Consider the following 16,201-nt stretch of genomic DNA (forward strand, 5'->3'; position numbering starts at 1 on the left):
CAGGAGGTTTTTATGCTTATCAATCGTGAACAACAACGCGTTATTGATGAAGTGGAACAGAATATCCTCTTGTTAGCGTCCGCTGGGACGGGAAAAACGAATACACTTGCTTATCGGGTGGCTCATCTCATCGAGGGTGGCTATGCGAAGGCGGAGAATATCTTGTGCATGACCTTTACGAACAAGGCCGCAAATGAGATGAAAGGCCGCATTCAATCGCTCGTAGGCAGTCCTGCAAAGGCTGTGGAGGTTAGTACATTCCACAGCTTTTGCTTTTTCATTCTCCAACAAGAGGGAAAGCGCAACGAAACCTTGTACACAGATGTGACCATCTTTGACGAAGAAGACTGCAAGGAACTCTCTGAACCGTACCGTCCTGGTAAATTGCGAGAAATGTCCTTTGCTAATGTTATCGCTATGGTGAAAGAATATCGCTCTTTATATGGATTTTATTCTGATGACCTTCTAGGCGATTACAAGCGGACCATCGAACGCTTACAGAAGGAACAGCGTGAAGCCATTGAGCAGCAATTCTCCAGCTTTGGCAATGTCCTCTATAGTGAACTCAATGATTTCTTGAACCATGGTCACGAATGGATTGCTGCGTATGATGAAAGCCTAGCTTCCGTGCATGGCCTAGATTTTACGGATCTGATCTGCGGTGTTCATCGCCTATTCCAAGACCCTGTAGTTCGTGAACGCTGGCGCAGTCGTTACAGCTATATCTCTGTAGATGAAATGCAAGATACTGGCGTACTGGAGTACAAAGTATTAGAAATGTTGTGGGAAGGTAATCACGTGCTACTATGTGGAGACTATTTCCAAACCATATACGAATGGCGTGGCTCCGATCCGTTCCGCTTGCTTAAGCAATTTGATGCGGATTTCAAGCCCTTGAAAATCATCTTTTATGAAAATTATCGCTCTAACTGGACGCTTTTTACGATGGCTTTCAAGACCTTGCAAAATATGTTCCCCGATCTAGTTGGGTCTATCTACACTGAATTGCCTCGTGCCAATAGTGAAAGCAAGGGTAAGCCAGTTCTCATTAAAGGCTGTAAAAATAGTTATCTTGAGGGTCGATATATCTACGAATCCATCTGCGCCTTACCAAAGGATGCTAATATCGGCGTTCTTGTGAGGGATAATAAAAAGGCACAGCAGTTAAGTGATTCTTTTGAACGTCTTAACGGCGAACGACCTGAAGAGGAACGCCGTCATTTTATGATTATCGACGAGTTCAAATTCTTTAGACGTCAAGAAATCAAAGACGTTATGGCTTACTTTAAACTGCTTATGAACCCGAATGACTCCGTCAGCGCTAAGCGCATTATAAAACGTTATGTTGCTGGCATCGGTGACGCTCGTATCGCTGCGATTGAAAGCCCTGAGACGCGTCAAGTAGGTTTAAAATTGACGGATTTCATGGATATGCCTATCTTTGAGGCGGAGCCTTATGCAAAGCTCGTAAGTGGGCTTGAACAGCACGAAGTAGTTGTTTATGACGTGGAGAGCACCGGCACAGATACGGCTCAAGACCATATCATTCAAATTGCGGCTATCCGCATCGATGAACATGGACAGGTCTTAGAGACTTTTGAACGCTTTATCAATCCTGGTGTACCTGTTGGTCAATCCGAAGAGGTACACGGCTTCTCCGATGCGTATTTACAAGAGCACGGCGAAGAGCCAGCTATAGTGTTACAAGCCTTTAAGGAATTTTCCAAGAATGCTATTATTGTAGGTCACAATGTAAACTATGATGTAAGCATTTTTACGAACGAATTGGCGCGTCATAACTTAGGTAATCCTGAGTTCAAGGCTATCTACGATACCCTCGATATCTACCGTCGTTTCTATCCTAATTTACCAAATCATAAATTGGGCTTCCTTGCGTCTGAGTTTCCTATCCACCATGAGCCAACGCACAATGCGATGGACGATATCTTAGCCACTGCACAGCTTTTAATTTATGCGGTGAAAGAAAATATCGTGCCTACTACAACGGGACGTATGGTAGCTATTAACAAATATAAGGCAGCTTTCACGAGTATCGCATCTCAAATGGCGACGTTGCGTAGAAAAGCCTATACGGAGATGCCAACGAAATTATTGGCGTACATCATGAATCAAATGGGAGTTCTAGAATACTACAAATCTCATGGAGAAGCGGCTAAAGTAGAGCATATACGCGATTTATATCGTATTATGGAAAAATTAGATGCGGCTTATGAAGGGCCTGCAGGACTGGCGCGGTTAAATCAAATCTTGCAGCTCGCAGCTCTCACGGCAGGCGAGCCTGCACAACAGGTGCGAAACGAAGACCGCATTCCTATCATTACCATTCACCAAGCAAAGGGCAGTGAGTTCGATTACGTATTTTTAGCAGGACTCAACGAAGGTATGTTCCCAAGTCCTTTTGCCCTTGCAGAAAATCGTGAAGACGAAGAAAAGCGCTTGTTCTATGTGGCCATCACTCGACCTAAACAAGAATTGACCATTACCTTTGAACAGACGAATATAAGAGGTCGAGCCGTTCAACCAAGCTCGCTACTCAACTATATGCCACGAGATCCTGAACTCGTAGAAAGGAGATACTGATGGCGCGAAAAACACATCGTCCTGACGATATTCTGTGGACCGTGACCGCTGCAGATATAGACGCTGTGCTTAGTCAGAAATATGCAAAACAAAAGCTGTCTGATAATGGTCAAGGCGTATTTAGTAGCAGTCGAGGTATATCGAGTAGCAATCAAGACATGTCAAGTCGTGATCTAGAACATACTGGCGAAGCATGTGATATTTCACTTGGCGAAGTGTTAGATACTAAATATCCTCGAAAGTCCTTAGTTAAACTCTTTGAAGAGAAATTAATCCATATTAATGGGCATAAGGCTACACCAAAGGATGCAATCTCCGTAGACGATGAGATCTGGATTGCTATGGCTAAAGAGAAGATTGACCACGATCCAATCGAAATGGACTTATCCGTTTTATACGAAGACGAGGATCTTTTTATCGTGGATAAGCCAAGTGGTGTGACGGTGAACTCTAAAGATCAACTATCGCTTGCCAATGGTGTGGCGCACTATTTTAAAGAACATGGTATCAAGCGAAAGGTACGTTTCTTGAACCGTCTAGATCGAGATACGACGGGCTGCATTGTGATTGCAAAAAGTGGTTTAGCACAAAGTATTTATCAACAGCAAATGGATGATAATACCTTTGAAAAGTGGTATATGGCGACTGTGGAAGGCATTGTAGAAGCCGATGAAGATTCTTTGGTATTTCCTATGGAACGCAGTGCTGATGGGATTCATTACGAAGTGAATCCTAAGGGAAAAGAGACTCGTACAGATTTTTCCGTCCTATGTAGACATTCTTCGCAGGCTGTGGATAACTCTGTGAATAAGTCTAAAAATTCTGTGGATATAGCAGCAAAAAATGTGGATATAAACTTAGGAGATGTTGATAAAAGTAATCAAAATGTGGACAAAACTGTGTATAAGTCCAATAAATGTGGATATTCTGAGGTTTTAGTTCGTTTGTACACAGGGAAAACACATCAAATTCGAGTAGCTTTCAGCCATATAGGGCACCCTCTTGTAGGAGATACCTTATACGGTGCACAACCTACGGAACAGGCATTTCAATTACGCGCTCAAAAGGTGGTATTTACACACATGCGCACAGGAGAGCGTATTACGGTTATGGCATAATCTGATCTGATTAACTTGTTACGTAATACAAAATACTAGTTTGTTAATAATAGGTTTGTACTATACATTGTGAAGTCACAATACATCAAATACTCTAATTGAGAAATGAGAATTATTGATAACTCAGTAAAATCAATAAGTTTAAAAATATTTTTCAAGAAAAATAATGACAAATGATAATCGATAAGCTATAATAGGATTATAAGTAAATCGATATAGTTCAATTTAAAAACTATAAATCAGAATGTAAGAGGTGTAGTATGATTTTACAAGATAATGGTGCAGCACGTAATCGGGGGATTACGCTTGCCAGTATAAAAGGCATTATAGGTAATGTCGTTCTCGTTATTTTTAAAATGATTGTGGGCCTTGCGTCTAATTCCATCGCCATCATCCTTGATGCGGTAAATAACTTAACAGATGTATTGTCCTCTGTATTAACTATTGTGGGTACGAAATTAGCCGCCAAAGGGGCTGATAAGGAGCATCCATTTGGCCACGGTCGTATAGAATATATGACTACCATGGCTATAGCTTTCATCATTCTCGGTGCAGGTATTGGATCCCTTAAGGAATCTGTGGATAAAATTATCCACCCTGAGGTATCTACATTTGATATTCCAGGTCTTGTTATCATCGCTGTTGCCATCGTTGTGAAAGTAGTGATGGGTCGTTATATCAAGGCACAAGGTGAAAAATATAAATCTGATGCGCTCGTAGCATCTGGTATAGATGCCCTTTTTGATGCGGTGATTACCTTTGCTACATTGGTATCTGCAGGCTTAGTATTTTTCTTTAACTTTGATATTCAAGGTTATGTGGGCGCTGTTATTTCTGTTTTGATTTTAAAAGCGGCGTATGATATTTTACGTGAAATGTATAACCATTTGCTCGGTGTTCGAGCAGATGATAATTTAATCCGTAATATTAAAGAAACTATCGCACAGCATCCGAATGTGGGTGGTGTATATGACTTGGTATTAAATAGCTATGGGCCAGGAGAAACAATTGGTTCCGTTCATATTTCTGTACCAGATACGATGACAATGGCAGAAGTTCACCCATTAACAAAGGGCATTGCGGTTCATCTTTATAAAAAGTTTGGTATCAATATGACTGTTGGTGTATATGCTGAAAACAAACCAAGTGTAGAAGTACTTGAAATTAGAAAAGCTCTTGATCAAGTTATTAGTTTATATACACATGTAGTACAAGTACATGCCTTCTACGTACAAGAAGAAAAGAAGGTTATCTACTACGATATTATCTTTGACTTTGATGAAGAAGATCCACATAGTACATTAGAAAAAATCAAGGCAGAAATGCAAAAACGTTACCCTGATTATACACAATTCGCTATTGTGGATACGGATTTTAGTAACTAATTTAGTAATATTGATTTTGATATTTCTGCGAATAGAAACATCTAAGTATATCTCTTTGCTATATAGGACAATTTCATAACCAATATTATAAAATTAAAGGCTTTTACCAGTAATTGACAGAATATAATCAGTCAAGAATTGGCAGAAGTCTTTTCTTTTATTAGTCGACAGATTTAGTTATACTATAGGTAAGAGAGAGGTGGTCCTATGTTGCAATGGATACAAAAGCATTATATTGTTGTTTTTTTGCTTTTACTTATCCTTATTTTGTGTGCCTTACACCTTAGTGGTACGAGAAATGAGGCTCGAATTTTACCAAAACAAGGGGTAATTATAGAAAAGGATATTGCGGTTGATATTAATCGTAATCCTACTGCGGCATTAAAGATTCTGAGTGCATCTAATTATTCTGAATCGTATACTATCGATGTATTACCCATTTTAAAACAATATAACTGTTATATTGTTGATTATCTTATTATTAATGAGGAACTATATCTACTCGGATGCTCTAATGATACTATTCCTGATATGAAGTTGTATCCACTTTTGATTTTTAAAATCAATGATACATCTTTAGTTTCTAATATTATTGGATATGATTTAGATAAATTTTCTGCTTCCTTAGATTATATAGATGGAAAAATTATAGCCTCTAATCGAGATGGAGAATATATTATAGATGCTAATTTATCTGCTTCTAAAATAGTTGATACAGATCCACGTTTGGTTCAACAAAAGAAAGAAAGTAAACATGGTATTAAAAATGATAAAGTAATATTAGACTCTCTTATTCCTAGAGAATTATATATAAATGGTAAGGTAGGAGATACTTATTTGCTCACGGTTACTCCTCTTATATATGCGAAACCAAATATGAATTTACCTTTTGATTTTTTTAAAGCTGAACAGTATTATGGTATTCCTATATATGAAAATATGATGTTGTTCTGGAATGTTAAGACTGATGAGATGGAACGCTATGAAAATCTAAAATCGATTACCTCTTTTAATATTAAATATATGGATATGAACTACGATACTAAACGTTTTGAACGATGGAACCAAATCATTAATAGTGTCAGTCCTAAAAATTAAGTATGACTTGATATTAAACTGTTTAATGAATATAATAGAATGTGTTGCATAAAATATAATTTGTTTTGATGTATCCTAACTAAGGAGAGATGGAATGAAAAAAATTGCTCTTACCGCATTAGCTGTAATGGCGGTTGTTGGTATGTTCGCGGTTCAGCCTGCAGATGCAAAAAAGGTAGAACAAGATCCAGTAGTGGCACCTATTGATATGCCTATGAATGATGAAATTCAACAGGTTAATGGTGTGTCTAAATCAACAAATAAAGAAACACGACGTTTGTCTAATAATTTAGCAGAAGCTACAAAAGTGATGATTAAAAAGAATTGGAAGACCATTTATATTAAAGCTGTTCCTACGGGAGATAAGGATGCTGTACGCTTTTATTACAAAGATAATAGAGGTCAAGTATACAATGGACAAGTCATTAGAAATACAGGTCTATCCAAAGGTAAATATATGACCGGTTCTTTACGTCAAACAGAGGCCTTGCAAGAATTAGTTAACCACTTACAACAGAATGGTCAAGAAGTACCATCCTCTATTGATATCATCATCACTCAAGAAGGTTATCGCATCAAGACTATCTTTAATTACAATGAAGATACAAGTAATTTACCAGCATATCTAGAACAATATGAACAACAGAATTTTCCTACTATGAAGTAAAAGAAAAGCTCGTGCTATGCACGAGCCTTTTTGTTAGATTACGTAATCATCGGAATCGTCTTTTTTAGGTTTTTTGTAAATTTCTTTTACACCAGCCATTTCGATGAGTTCTTCCCCAAGAGCATCTTCATCGTCCGTGTTAAGCATGGAGTAGAAGGCCCAAAGAATGATAAACCAAATTGGTGTGAACAAGAGGGCAATTCGCGTATCTTCGTTTAAGGCTAGAATGGCTAAAACGAAAACGAAGAAAGCGAGGATGACGTAGTTCATTACAGGGTATAGAGGCATTTTAAATTTAGACTGTGCCGCTATCTCAGGATTTTTCTTGCGATATTTGAGATGGCAAATAACCATCATGGCCCAAATAAAGATAAAGCAGAACGTGGAGATTGATGTAATCATAACGAATACTGCTTCAGGCATTACGTAGTTGAGTACAACTGTAATCAATAATACGGCTGCCGAGAAAATCGTTGCTTGGTATGGCACACTGCTGTGAGTCAAGCGGCGCATCGAACTCGGAGCGTGACCGCGTTTTGCCAAGGCATAAATCATACGACCTGTACTGAAGATACCAGAGTTTGTAGCGGATGCTGCAGAAGTAAGAACAACGAAGTTTACGATACCTGCGGCGGCTGTAATGCCAACGGCGGTAAATACAGCCACAAATGGACTTGCAGCAGGGTTAACGGCAGTCCAAGGGTAAATACTCATGATGATGGCTAAAGAGCCTACATAGAATAAAATAATACGCAATGGGATATTGTTTATGGCCATTGGAATAACCTTTTCAGGATCTTCTGTTTCGCCAGCCGTTAAACCTACGAGTTCTATGCCTGTGAAAGCAAATACAACCATTTGGAATGATAGGATAAAGCCCATCGTTCCATTCGGAAACCATCCTCCGTAATTCCACATATTGCTAAAGGCGGCGACGCCAGCATCTGTGGTGAAACCAGTAATAATCATGATGATACCGATAATGATAAGAGAGATGATAGCAATCACCTTAATCAAGGCAAACCAGAATTCCATTTCGCCAAAATATTTTACCGCTGTCAAGTTCATTAACAGCAAGGCGACTAGAACAAGTAGGGCTGGTATCCATTGAGGGAGCCACGGTATCCAGTATTGCATGTAGAGGCCTACGGCCGTTAAGTCTGCCATGGCTAGTGAAAGCCAGCAGAACCAGTATGTCCATCCCGTGATAAAGGCTGCTCGATCCCCTAAGTAATCTTCTACAAAATCGATAAAAGAGTGGTGGTTTAGGTTGGATAACAGTAATTCGCCTAGTGCTCTCATAATAAAGAAGCACATAACACCTGTTATTAGGTAGGCGAATATAATGGATGGACCTGCCAAGTGAATGGCGCGGCCGGAGCCTAAGAATAAACCTGTACCAATAGCACCGCCGATGGCGAGCAGCTGTACATGCCGGTTCTTAAGACCCCGTTTTAACTGATGCGTATCAGACATAATAAAGACCTCTTTTCTACAAACTATCTATAAATATAAAGGCTATGGATTACCACAGCTTTAACAATCTATAGAATCTTTAAAACTATTTTTTTATAATACAGTATCTATTCTAAAAAGTCAAATGTATTTTTACAGTAGACAAAAGACCTGATGATTTTCTGATGAGAGTATACCCTTATATTGATAAACGCATAGAATATCCTTTTTTGGAAGTTAATTGACGAATAATATAAAATAATTTATAATAAGTATACTTATAATAAAGCACTCGTAAAAAAGGAGGATATAAAATGGAATTTAGTTTTAGTTTGAAAATAAAAGCAACAAAAGAAGCTGTATGGGCGTACTATGCGAATATCGAAAAATGGTATGACTGGGAAGAGGATCTAAAAAATATTACATTAAACGGTAAATTTGAGACCGGTTCATGTGGTACAATGGAGCTTGAAGGCATGCCGCCTATGGAATATCAGCTCACTCTTGTAAAACCTTTTGAAGAGTTTTGGGATAAGACTGAAACTCCATTTGGTGCTATTCTTTTCGGACATCAAATAATTGATAATCATGACAGAAGTGTAAATGTAAAGCATACTGTAAGCTTAGAAAGTGAAGATAAGCAACATTTAGAATTTTTAAGTCAAGTTTTTTCAGATGTTCCCCAATCTATATTTATTCTAAAAAAATGTTTAGAAAGATAAGGTGATTGTTGTTTGTTTACATCAAAATATAAAGACAATTCAGAAAAATCAACAGGATTATTGTTCATGAGGGTGTACAATAAATGGCATTTTACTATAAAACAAGCGTTAAAAGAGCTGAACTTAACACATCCTCAATTTGTTGTTTTAGCATCTCTTGCATATCTATCACAACATGATAACGAAGTTACACAAGTTATGATTTCAAAACATTCAGGGATAGATGTTATGACGGTATCTCAAATATTGAGCTTATTGGAAAAACGTGGTTTTGTAGAGCGAAAAGAGCACTCTAGAGATACACGTGCGAAAGCTGTTCTTTTAAATAAAGAGGGCGGTGCAATATTACAAAAGGCAGTCCCATTAGTTGAAGAGATTGATGAAATCTTTTTCGGAAAGCTGAATAGTGATGAGGCTCAATTTAAACATTTTCTTGGCAGATTACATGAAGAGTAAGGTGTATTAATTTTCCGATTCTTGTGGAGGCTATTATGAGACGTCAAGATCGTATGGTTACAAATGTAGATGAAATTAAAGGTATTTTAAGTAGCACTCGCATCATTCATTTAGGCATGATGGATGGTGATTATCCTTACGTGGTACCTCTACATTTTGGCTATGAATTTATAGATGATGTACTTCATATCTTTGTGCATGGCCATCATGAGGGAAAGAAGTTTGATTTGATTAAAGTGAACCCTCATGTATTTATCGAAATTGATGGTAATGATGAGACCCTCGTATCAGGTGGAGATATTCCTTGTAAATATAGCTCGGTTTATTCTAGTGTGATGGGTCGAGGAGAGGCTACCTACTTAGAGCGTGTTGATGAAAAGGCTCATGGTTTACAAGTATTAATGAAGCATCAGACTGGTCGAGAATTTCCCTTTACTGACGCTATGGTAAACTCTGTGGGCGTCGTTCAAATTAAAGTTGTAGACTATACTGCAAAGAGACGAAGACAGCTTGAACAAGATATTATTATGCCTCCATTAACTAAATAATGATAAAACATCCTATTGAACTCTATTGTAATATAGCGTTTAGTAGGATGTTTTATTATGTATAACTAGTTAGCATTAAAGCAGCTAATGGCTCATAACTATACTTTCACAATAGGAAAGATAAAAGTTTTATGAAGTAGCTAGGGCAACAGAATCGGCAGCATGTTTTTGATATAAATAAGAAAATATATCATTATATGTGTAAAGTATATATCAAGTTTTTATAAAGGAGAGATCATGAAGAAGCTTCTATTTAAGTCCGTTTTATCTGCTATGGCTGTAGGATTATTGTGTGCAGGATATGTTTCAGCTGATGTTGTTAATGATTCAATATCTACCGATAATGTTGGCGTTTCCGCTGCCGTTACATTTGATATGCCTAGAGTTCATCCTGATTCAGCAATCAAAGCATTACCAAGAAAGACTTTATTAGAGTGGCCTATGAAAACTCAAGAAGGGGCTCGTAATTGGAAAGGAATAGTAGAAGCTGCACAGCAACTGTCGTATGAGGTCAAGGCGCCTAGTTATATACCTTATGATTATCAGCTTTATACAGCACGTCAAGATCGAAATGATGTATTAGAGGTTGTATATTACAAAAAAGGTGTGACTATCTATCGGGATGGGAAAAAATATATAGATAGCATTATGGCCTATAGAATGGGATATTCCTTGGATACTGTGAGAGACACACCATATGTGCCATCTGAGTACGGTGATCTTGAATGGTCTAAATCAGGTGATTCTGGTGAGATTTATTATACAGGAAATCCTGAAACCCATATGGTTCGTAGCATTACGTGGGCGAAGGATGGCATGGCTTATTCTCTATTCTTCTTAGAACGGGTGAAAGAGGCTGATGCGGAATTCTATAAGGACCATGTGGTACCGTTGAAAAGTATTGATAGCTCTTGTTATGAACTAGTTGGTAACTATCTGACAACACCGATTAAACCTAAAACTATTGAAGAAATAAAAGAGGAACATGTAGTCCTATGAAAGCAAAGACTGGCGTGTTTTATTAAGATTACGTAGCACTATTAAAAGTCAGTGATCTGAGTTAAAAATGTAATAGATAAGTGATTACCTCGGTAATATATACTTATGAAATATCTAAATTTAGAGAGAAGAAATTATGAGATTGAAAATAACAAAATCATTATTAGCCATGGGAATACTAGCTGCTGTGGTAAGTAGCTTTGGAGTACAACCAGTTAGTGCGTTATCCCCTTTAGTGGATGAAAATGGAAATACTGTTACCATCGATACAGTGGAAAAGAATAAAGAGCTAATGAATCGTTATCGGTGGTATGATCAAGTTGATAATGGTGATATAGTACAGCTTAATGTTGACGCAAGTACAAATTATTTTGGATATGATTTACAAATTCCATCTTATATGCCTGAAGACTATGCAGTACGCGATGTAAAGTCAAGGGATCATGACGTATTAGAAATCGTATATACGGAAACGGGCCATGATGGAGAATATGGTCCGAAATTAACTTTCTCTAATACAGATATTGTGTATCGTATGGGGTGGGCTATCGATACCGTAGTAAAGCCTATTTTGGAAAAGACAAAATACAATGCTGATGATGCCGTTAGCTTTACTACCCCTAATGGAATCTCTGTACATACTTTAGGCTCTAGCAACGATTCTGTTCAAATTGCTTATTGGGAAAAAGATAACAAAGTTAATATGCTTTACTTTGCTTCCTCAAGAAACCAAAACTATGTAAGCAAAATTGTAGATTCAGTAGGGTCGTTAAGTAATGTGGCTTCTGATGATACTAGATTACGTGGTGACCGAAATGATAAGCAAAATGTTAAAGGCAATAATGCGCAAAGTGTTAAACAAAATGGAGAACAAGATAGACCTCATTTTGAATCTATTGGACTGCCATTGCGCACACATACGAATTCTGAGTGGCCTATACTTACGAATAAATCCATCGGCTTACCAAGCGGTGTAATGGATGCATCTCGTAAGATGCCGTATGACGTATTTGTACCAAGTTACTTGCCTCTTGGCTATACATACTATGCTACACATTTTTATGATAATGATGTATTAGAAACTGTATATTGGAAGCAAGATAAAGAGTACAAAGAACATAGCGGCCGTTGGGTAAATCATGTTATGGCCTTCCGCATGAGTTACTCTAAGGATACTGTATGGCCTAAAGAATATGTTCCAACGGAATACCATGACGTACAGTGGATTGACTCTACGCCAACAGGTGATGTGCAGTATACAGGTAATTTAGATAAGAGCTTAGTTCGCAGTATTACGTGGAGCAAGGATAACATGGCATATTTCTTGTTCTTTCAAGTGCCTGTGAAAGCATCTGAAGCAGAGTTTTATAAAGAACATGTAGTACCATTAAAAAATATTGATTCAAGTCGTACAGACTTAATCGGTGTAAAAACGATTCGTTAATACTAAACCCTAATAAGACTCTATAGTACGATTCGGTAATGCCATACGACGTTAGCATTTAGTAAAAGCGTACATAATAAAAAGCACCTATCTCCTAGATATTAGGGTAATATCTTTGGAGATAGGTGCTTTTAGTGTATGTGATTTATATATAATTTGTTCTTAGGTATTAGTGATTTTATAGCTATCAATATAAAGCAGCTTTCACTAATAGTATAATTATGGACATACGTTAATTAGAAGAATACGTAGCGGATGATAACGAGTACCGCCAATACGTACATAATCCAATTAACTTCTTTTGCACGTCCCGCAATAATTTTGAGTAGAGGGTATGCAATAAGACCTGCAGAGATACCGTTAGCGATGCTATATGTGAACGGCATTAATACGATAACGAGGAATGCAGGGAAGCCTTCTGTCCAATCATCGAAGTCAATATTGCGAATGGCACCTAACATGAGGGCACCTACGATGATAAGAACAGGAGATGTGGCTGCATTTGGAACCAAGGATACCAATGGAGCCAAGAATAAGCAAATTAAGAAAAGTACGCCTGTTGTGACAGCTGTTAAACCTGTACGGCCACCAGCCCCTACACCTGCCGCACTTTCAACGAAAGCCGTAATTGTAGAAGTACCGAGCAATGCACCGGCACTAACACCGATAGCATCTACGGTCATGGCTTTACCAAGACCCGGGAATTTACCAGATTTAGGATCTGCAATTTTCGCCTCTGTAGCAGTACCAATCAAAGTACCCATCGAGTCGAACAATTCTACGAAGGTGAAGGAGAAGATAATCGTAATTAAGCCCATGTGAAGCGCACCAGGAATATCTAATTGCAGGAATGCTGCTTTGGAGAAATCAGGAATAGCCAATACGGTGAAGTTCTCAGGCATTGTGGAAAGGCCTGTCGCATAGGAGATGATTGTTGTTACTAAAACGCCAATCAAGAGGGAACCTTGAATTTTGCGAGCCATCAATAAAGCTGTAAAGATGAGGCTGAATAGTGCTAACAATGTTTCACCACTGTGCAAATTACCAAGCGTTAAGAGTGCCTCAGATGCTGGAGGGACTAAATTACCATGTGTCTGTACAACCTGACCTAAGGAGTTTGGAGACAAACTAATGGAGATGGCCATCAAGCCGGATAACTTCAAACCGATGATAGAAATGAAAAGACCAATACCAACGGTAATGGCAATTTTCATGGAGGCTGGGATACCTTCAACGATCATTTGTCGTATTGATGTCAATGTTAATACGAGGAAAACGAGACCAGAAATGAATACCGCACCTAATGCTGTTTGCCAAGATACGCCCATACCGAGAACTACGGTAAAGGAGTAAAATGCCAAGAGGCCAACCCCTGGAGCGAGAGCAATTGGGTAGTTTACGAATAGACCCATAGCAATCGTCACAAGACCTCCACCTAAGGCTGTGGCAATGAGGACCGCATCCTTATCCATGCCTGCAAGACTAAGAATGTTTGGCGCCAAGAATAGGATGTACGCCATCGTGATAAACGTAGTGATACCTGCTAAAATTTCTGTTTTAACGGTTGTGCCACGCTCACTGAGTTGAAATAATTTATCTAACATTAGATAAAATCCTCCCTATATGAAATTAAAATCATACCTAAATAAAGATATTTCGATATATGTATAGTGTATCATATTTCCCACCATTTTTTGTATGAATTTGTGATATACTATTAATATATTATGAATGATATAGAGGTTAACTTATGAAAATATCTACAAAGGGGCGTTATGCCTTACGGATATTGGCGGATATTGCAGAACACGGGGTAGAAAAAAATGTACCGATTCGTGAGATTGCAGAACGCCAAGGATTTTCCGATAAATATTTAGAGGGGATTGTATCTCGTTTATCCTCTGCGGGCCTTGTTAAAAGTGGACGTGGTAAATATGGAGGATATCGTTTGGTGAAATCTCCGGCTGAATACAATGTATATGAAATTTTATATGCCGCAGAGGACTCCATTGCTCTCGTGTCTTGTTTAGAAGATGATGTAGAACCGTGTCCTATGTTTAATGACTGCTTGACAGCTCCATTGTGGCAGTATTTACAAGATGAGTTCCGACATGTTATGGAACATGTTTCCTTGCAAGATGTAATGGATCACAAATTTCCTACGGAATAATTGATAGTCCGAAAACTTTAGTTTGAATAATCTTTGAGGATTACTACATTGTATACCTATATTTTAGGTATTTTTTATGGAAAGAGTCGCGTTTCGTATGCGGCTCTTCTTTATATATGAAATTAAAATGTAGTAACATTTTATGAATAGTAACATAGATTGAAATCTAAGTAGGACTGTAATTTAAATGGAACTGTAATTAAAAGTGATTTATGTGTATATTAGTTTATCTAAACGATTTTATGTGGAAGGGAGGGTACTATGAGTACAAGTGTATATGATGCTCGCGGTGGCATGCGCAATGTATGGATTATTACGGCTAGTATGACCGTGCTAGCCATATGTTACACAATGATAATTCCTTTTCTGCCTATATATCTGTTGGAACTCGGTGTTCCTAAGGTTGATGTGGCACTTTGGTCAGGTCTTGTCTTTGGTATTACCTTCCTTATTGCTGGTATTATGGCGCCTATATGGGGCAAAATTGCAGATAATAAAGGGAAAAAACGGATGGCTTTGCGCGCTGGTTTTGCCATTGCTGTCAGTTATGTCCTCATCGGTATGGTAACGGATCAGTACCAATTGTTGATGGGGCGTGCCTTGGTAGGTTTTGCCAACGGTTTCTATCCTGCGGCGATGACCATGGTTTCCCTGAGCGTTGATGAGAAACAGGTGGGCCGTGCCCTCGGCATATTCCAAACAGGTCTGATTTTAGGCAATGTCATCGGCCCATTTTTAGGTGGTGCCGTTGAAAGTGTCGTAGGTATGCGCCCTGTATTTTATATTTCTGGTATAGCTGTATTCATTGCTACTTTGGCGGTATTGTTTCTTGTAAAAGAACCAAAACTAGAAGTTGAAAATACAACTTCTAAGGAGCAGTCCAAACAGCCGGTAAAAGCTACATCCTTGCGAGAAGATTTTAAGTCGGTTCAAGAACAACCTGTATTAGTAAGACTTTTATGGATTTACTTCTTTATGCAATGTGTCATCATGATGTTACAGCCTATTTTGGCGCTTTATGTAGGTGATATGCAAGGCACTATGGAAGGGGCAGCTATCATTTCAGGTACAATCCTCAGTATCGGTGGTTTAGCCGGTTCCTTAACGACCAATATATGGGTGCGCCTCGGTGAGCGTCGTGGGTACTTTAGAACCATTTCCTACTGTATGCTTGGTAGTGGTGTTGTTCTTTTACTTCAAAGCTTACCAGTAGGTATCTGGTGGTTTGGTGTACTACAAGTGTTAATTGGTTCTTGTATTGTAGGGATCAACCCATCTTTGAGTGCAGCTGTAACACTTAATACAGAACCAGGCTTTAGAGGTCGCATGTTTGGTATGACGACGACGGCTCAACAATTTGGTTCCATGGTAGGTCCAGTGTTTGCAAGTATTGTATCTACCTATATTGGAATATCCTATGTATTTAGCATTACAGGTTTGTTATTACTCTATATGGGATTCCAATCACGGAAACTATCCGTGCGACATGATATAACAAAAAATGACATTAATCGTTAATCTAAGAATACTGTTTTAGT

14 protein-coding genes are annotated in these 16,201 nt (G+C 38.3%); 12 read left to right on the top strand and 2 right to left on the bottom strand.

The window, feature by feature from the left end; translation table 11 throughout:
* Nucleotides 1-12: 12 nt before the first annotated feature.
* The 5 genes from NE668_RS06920 (at nt 13) to NE668_RS06940 (ending at nt 6,869) form a co-directional block, all read left to right on the top strand.
* Nucleotides 13-2,601: a 3'-5' exonuclease gene (locus NE668_RS06920; RefSeq protein WP_227037310.1), complete on the top strand. Its 2,589-nt coding sequence runs from the start codon at nt 13-15 to the stop codon at nt 2,599-2,601.
* Nucleotides 2,601-3,719: an RluA family pseudouridine synthase gene (locus NE668_RS06925; protein WP_227037311.1), complete on the top strand. Its 1,119-nt coding sequence runs from the start codon at nt 2,601-2,603 to the stop codon at nt 3,717-3,719. The genes NE668_RS06920 and NE668_RS06925 overlap by 1 nt, the downstream gene beginning before the upstream one ends.
* Nucleotides 3,720-3,979: 260 nt before the next feature.
* The gene (locus NE668_RS06930) at nt 3,980-5,104 is read left to right on the top strand and encodes a cation diffusion facilitator family transporter (RefSeq protein ID WP_227037312.1); all 1,125 of its coding nucleotides are present in this window, start codon (nt 3,980-3,982) and stop codon (nt 5,102-5,104) included.
* Nucleotides 5,105-5,311: 207 nt separating this feature from the next.
* A complete protein-coding gene (locus NE668_RS06935; RefSeq protein WP_227037313.1) occupies nt 5,312-6,202 on the top strand; it encodes a hypothetical protein in 891 nt (296 codons plus the stop codon).
* A 94-nt stretch (nt 6,203-6,296) separates the two neighbouring features.
* On the top strand, nt 6,297-6,869 hold the full coding sequence (locus NE668_RS06940; RefSeq protein ID WP_024062680.1) for an immunity protein YezG family protein: 573 nt from the start codon (nt 6,297-6,299) through the stop codon (nt 6,867-6,869).
* Nucleotides 6,870-6,902: 33 nt separating this feature from the next.
* Here NE668_RS06940 and NE668_RS06945 read toward each other — a convergent pair whose 3' ends face one another.
* A complete protein-coding gene (locus NE668_RS06945; RefSeq protein WP_227037314.1) occupies nt 6,903-8,345 on the bottom strand; it encodes an amino acid permease in 1,443 nt (480 codons plus the stop codon).
* Nucleotides 8,346-8,638: 293 nt separating this feature from the next.
* On the opposite strand from NE668_RS06945, the gene NE668_RS06950 reads away from it, so the two are divergent.
* From NE668_RS06950 to NE668_RS06970, 5 genes are all read left to right on the top strand, one after another.
* The gene (locus NE668_RS06950; protein WP_227037315.1) at nt 8,639-9,046 is read left to right on the top strand and encodes an SRPBCC family protein; all 408 of its coding nucleotides are present in this window, start codon (nt 8,639-8,641) and stop codon (nt 9,044-9,046) included.
* 12 nt (nt 9,047-9,058) lie between these two features.
* A complete protein-coding gene (locus NE668_RS06955; RefSeq protein ID WP_227037316.1) occupies nt 9,059-9,502 on the top strand; it encodes a MarR family winged helix-turn-helix transcriptional regulator in 444 nt (147 codons plus the stop codon).
* Between the two features lie 35 nt (nt 9,503-9,537).
* A complete protein-coding gene (locus NE668_RS06960; protein ID WP_227037317.1) occupies nt 9,538-10,050 on the top strand; it encodes a pyridoxamine 5'-phosphate oxidase family protein in 513 nt (170 codons plus the stop codon).
* Nucleotides 10,051-10,287: 237 nt separating this feature from the next.
* Complete coding sequence (locus NE668_RS06965; RefSeq protein WP_215675886.1) at nt 10,288-11,049, top strand: hypothetical protein; 762 nt, start codon at nt 10,288-10,290, stop codon at nt 11,047-11,049.
* A gap of 136 nt (nt 11,050-11,185) precedes the next feature.
* A complete protein-coding gene (locus tag NE668_RS06970) occupies nt 11,186-12,493 on the top strand; it encodes a hypothetical protein (RefSeq protein WP_004694938.1) in 1,308 nt (435 codons plus the stop codon).
* 236 nt (nt 12,494-12,729) lie between these two features.
* Here NE668_RS06970 and NE668_RS06975 read toward each other — a convergent pair whose 3' ends face one another.
* Nucleotides 12,730-14,097 carry an NCS2 family permease gene (locus NE668_RS06975; protein ID WP_021148589.1) on the bottom strand — a complete coding sequence of 456 codons (1,368 nt, stop codon included), beginning with the start codon at nt 14,095-14,097 and terminating at the stop codon, nt 12,730-12,732.
* Between the two features lie 146 nt (nt 14,098-14,243).
* On the opposite strand from NE668_RS06975, the gene NE668_RS06980 reads away from it, so the two are divergent.
* Complete coding sequence (locus tag NE668_RS06980) at nt 14,244-14,663, top strand: RrF2 family transcriptional regulator (RefSeq protein ID WP_004694942.1); 420 nt, start codon at nt 14,244-14,246, stop codon at nt 14,661-14,663.
* A gap of 261 nt (nt 14,664-14,924) precedes the next feature.
* On the top strand, nt 14,925-16,181 hold the full coding sequence (locus NE668_RS06985) for an MFS transporter (RefSeq protein ID WP_227037318.1): 1,257 nt from the start codon (nt 14,925-14,927) through the stop codon (nt 16,179-16,181).
* Nucleotides 16,182-16,201 lie beyond the last annotated feature (20 nt).

The sequence above is a fragment of the Veillonella parvula genome (assembly GCF_024461875.1).
Lineage (GTDB): Bacteria > Bacillota > Negativicutes > Veillonellales > Veillonellaceae > Veillonella > Veillonella parvula_I.

What these genes read in the sequence shown, in the direction of transcription:
- NE668_RS06920 (WP_227037310.1), top strand. Translation starts at nt 13, where the DNA reads ATGCTTATCAATCGTGAACAACAACGCGTTATTGATGAAGTGGAACAG.
- NE668_RS06925 (WP_227037311.1), top strand. Translation starts at nt 2,601, where the DNA reads ATGGCGCGAAAAACACATCGTCCTGACGATATTCTGTGGACCGTGACC.
- NE668_RS06930 (WP_227037312.1), top strand. Translation starts at nt 3,980, where the DNA reads ATGATTTTACAAGATAATGGTGCAGCACGTAATCGGGGGATTACGCTT.
- NE668_RS06935 (WP_227037313.1), top strand. Translation starts at nt 5,312, where the DNA reads ATGTTGCAATGGATACAAAAGCATTATATTGTTGTTTTTTTGCTTTTA.
- NE668_RS06940 (WP_024062680.1), top strand. Translation starts at nt 6,297, where the DNA reads ATGAAAAAAATTGCTCTTACCGCATTAGCTGTAATGGCGGTTGTTGGT.
- NE668_RS06945 (WP_227037314.1), bottom strand. Translation starts at nt 8,345, where the DNA reads ATGTCTGATACGCATCAGTTAAAACGGGGTCTTAAGAACCGGCATGTA.
- NE668_RS06950 (WP_227037315.1), top strand. Translation starts at nt 8,639, where the DNA reads ATGGAATTTAGTTTTAGTTTGAAAATAAAAGCAACAAAAGAAGCTGTA.
- NE668_RS06960 (WP_227037317.1), top strand. Translation starts at nt 9,538, where the DNA reads ATGAGACGTCAAGATCGTATGGTTACAAATGTAGATGAAATTAAAGGT.
- NE668_RS06965 (WP_215675886.1), top strand. Translation starts at nt 10,288, where the DNA reads ATGAAGAAGCTTCTATTTAAGTCCGTTTTATCTGCTATGGCTGTAGGA.
- NE668_RS06970 (WP_004694938.1), top strand. Translation starts at nt 11,186, where the DNA reads ATGAGATTGAAAATAACAAAATCATTATTAGCCATGGGAATACTAGCT.
- NE668_RS06975 (WP_021148589.1), bottom strand. Translation starts at nt 14,097, where the DNA reads ATGTTAGATAAATTATTTCAACTCAGTGAGCGTGGCACAACCGTTAAA.
- NE668_RS06980 (WP_004694942.1), top strand. Translation starts at nt 14,244, where the DNA reads ATGAAAATATCTACAAAGGGGCGTTATGCCTTACGGATATTGGCGGAT.
- NE668_RS06985 (WP_227037318.1), top strand. Translation starts at nt 14,925, where the DNA reads ATGAGTACAAGTGTATATGATGCTCGCGGTGGCATGCGCAATGTATGG.